This is a genomic window from Bradyrhizobium sp. (genome assembly GCF_049581145.1).
In the GTDB taxonomy this organism is placed as follows: Bacteria; Pseudomonadota; Alphaproteobacteria; order Rhizobiales; family Xanthobacteraceae; genus Bradyrhizobium.
The window spans coordinates 1-2,352 of the sequence record NZ_JBAURI010000052.1; the positions used below are offsets into that span (position 1 = coordinate 1).

Sequence of the window (2,352 nt, forward strand, 5' to 3'; positions counted from 1 at the left end):
GTCCAGCCGAGCATGTCGGGCAGGAAGACGTCGAGCGACACCGCGGCCGGCTGATATTGCTTGGCGAGATCGAGCGCTTCCGCGCCGCGCGCCGCGACCAGCACCTTGAAGCCCTTGTCGCGCGCCAGATCGATCAGGACCCGCGCATAATGCGGATCGTCCTCGACGATCAGCAGGATGGTGTCGCCGGGCTCCAGGTTGAGCCGGTCGTCGGGCAGTTGCTCGACCACTCGCTCGGCGGTCACACGCTCCTGGTTCGGCGCCTGCAAGGCCGGCGGCGCGCCGTATTGCGAGATGGACGCCGTGACCCGCGGCGCGACCGTCGGCCCGGAATATTTCAGCGGCAGATAGAGCGTGAACGTGCTGCCCTTGCCGGTCGCGCTTCGAAGATGGATTTCGCCGCCGAGCAGGCTCGCCAGTTCGCGGCTGATGGCGAGGCCGAGGCCGGTGCCGCCATATTTGCGGCTGGTGCCGGCATCGGCCTGCTGGAACGCCTCGAAAATCAGCTTCTGCTTTTCGAGGGGAATGCCGATGCCGGTGTCCGACACCTCGAAGGCGATGACGGCGGGCGCGCTGTTCAGCACGGGATGGTCGGGACTCCAGCCGCCGACCGCGGCCGAGACCTTGAGGCGCACGCCGCCCTCGGCGGTGAACTTGAACGCATTGGACAGCAGGTTCTTCAGGACCTGCTGCAGGCGCTTGGAATCGGTGACGATGCTGCGCGCCAGGTTCGGATCGCGGTCGATGGTGAACGCCAGCTGCCGGTTGTCCGCCTCGTGCCGGAACGGACGGCCGACGGTCTCCAGGAGGTTGGCGGTGAGGATCTCCTCGGCATCGACGGTCACGGTGCCGGATTCGATCTTGGACAGATCGAGGATGTCGCTGATCAGATTGAGCAGGTCGGTGCCGGCGCCATGGATGGTGCGGGCGAATTCGACCTGCTTGCCGGTCAAATTGCCGTCGGGGTTTTCTGTGAGCTGCTGGCCCAGGATCAGGATGCTGTTCAGCGGCGTGCGCAACTCGTGCGACATGTTGGCCAGGAATTCGGACTTGTACTTCGAGGTCAGCGCCAGTTCCGTGGCCTTTTCTTCCAGCGCGCGGCGGGCCTGCTCGATTTCCTGGTTCTTGCGTTCCACCTCGACGTTGCGTTCGGCGAGCTGCTGGGCCTTCTGTTCGAGCTGTTCGTTGGTCTGCTGCAATTCCTTCTGCTGCGCCTGCAGCTCGCCGGCAAGCTGCTGCGACTGCTTCAACAGGCCCTCGGTCTGCATCGTGGCCTCGATCGAGTTGAGCACGATGCCTATGGAGTCGGTGAGCTGCTCGAGGAACGTCATCTGCGAGGTGGTGAATGGACTGAGCGAGGCAAGCTCGATGACGGCCTTGACCTGATTCTCGAACAGCACCGGCAGCACCACGAGATTCTTCGGCAGCAGCCGCAACAGCGCCGAATTGACCGGAACCGCGTCGGAGGGGATGTCGGCGATCAGCCGCTGGCGCTTGTCCATCGCACACTGGCCGACCAGCCCCTCGCCGAATTGCACGACCTGCTGGTGCGGGTAGGCGCCGTCGCCGGCATAGGCCGCGAGCAGCCGCATCAGCGAGGAGTCTTCGCTCTCGACCTGGTAGATGACGCCCATATGGGCGTTGACCAGCGGCGTGAGCTCGGTCAGCAGCAGCCGGCCGACGGTGGTGAGATCGCGCTGGCCCTGCAGCATGTTGGTGAACTTGGCGAGGTTCGTCTTCAGCCAGTCCTGCTCGGTATTGACGTCGGTGGTGAGCCTCAGATTGGTGATCATCGTATTGATGTTGTCTTTCAGCTCGGCGACTTCGCCGCGCGCGTCGACCTGGATCGAGCGGGTGAGGTCGCCCTTGGTCACGGCGGTTGCGACCTCGGCGATGGCGCGCACCTGCGAGGTCAGGTTCGCGGCCAGGAGATTGACGTTGCCGGTCAGGTCCTTCCAGGTGCCGGCCGCGCCGGGCACGTTGGCCTGGCCGCCGAGCCGGCCCTCGACGCCGACCTCGCGGGCGACGCTGGTGACCTGGTCGGCGAAGGTGGCGAGCGTCTCGGTCATGAAGTTGATGGTCTCGGCGAGCGCTGCGACCTCGCCCTTCGATTTCACCGTCAGGCTCTGCTTCAGGTCGCCGTTGGCGACCGCGGTGACGACCTTGACGATGCCGCGCACCTGCTCGGTGAGGTTGGCCGCCATGAAGTTGACGGTGTCGGTCAGATCCTTCCAGGTGCCGGCGACGCCGGGAACCTGCGCCTGCCCGCCGAGGCGCCCTTCCGTGCCGACCTCGCGCGCGACGCGGGTCACTTCGCCCGCGAAGCGGTTGAGCTGATCGACCATCGTATTG

1 protein-coding gene is annotated in these 2,352 nt (G+C 65.5%); it reads right to left on the bottom strand.

Annotated features, from left to right (window positions below):
• Nucleotides 1-2,352: ATP-binding protein (locus tag WCB02_RS01555; protein ID WP_423955606.1), on the bottom strand; the 2,352-nt coding region annotated here is incomplete at both ends.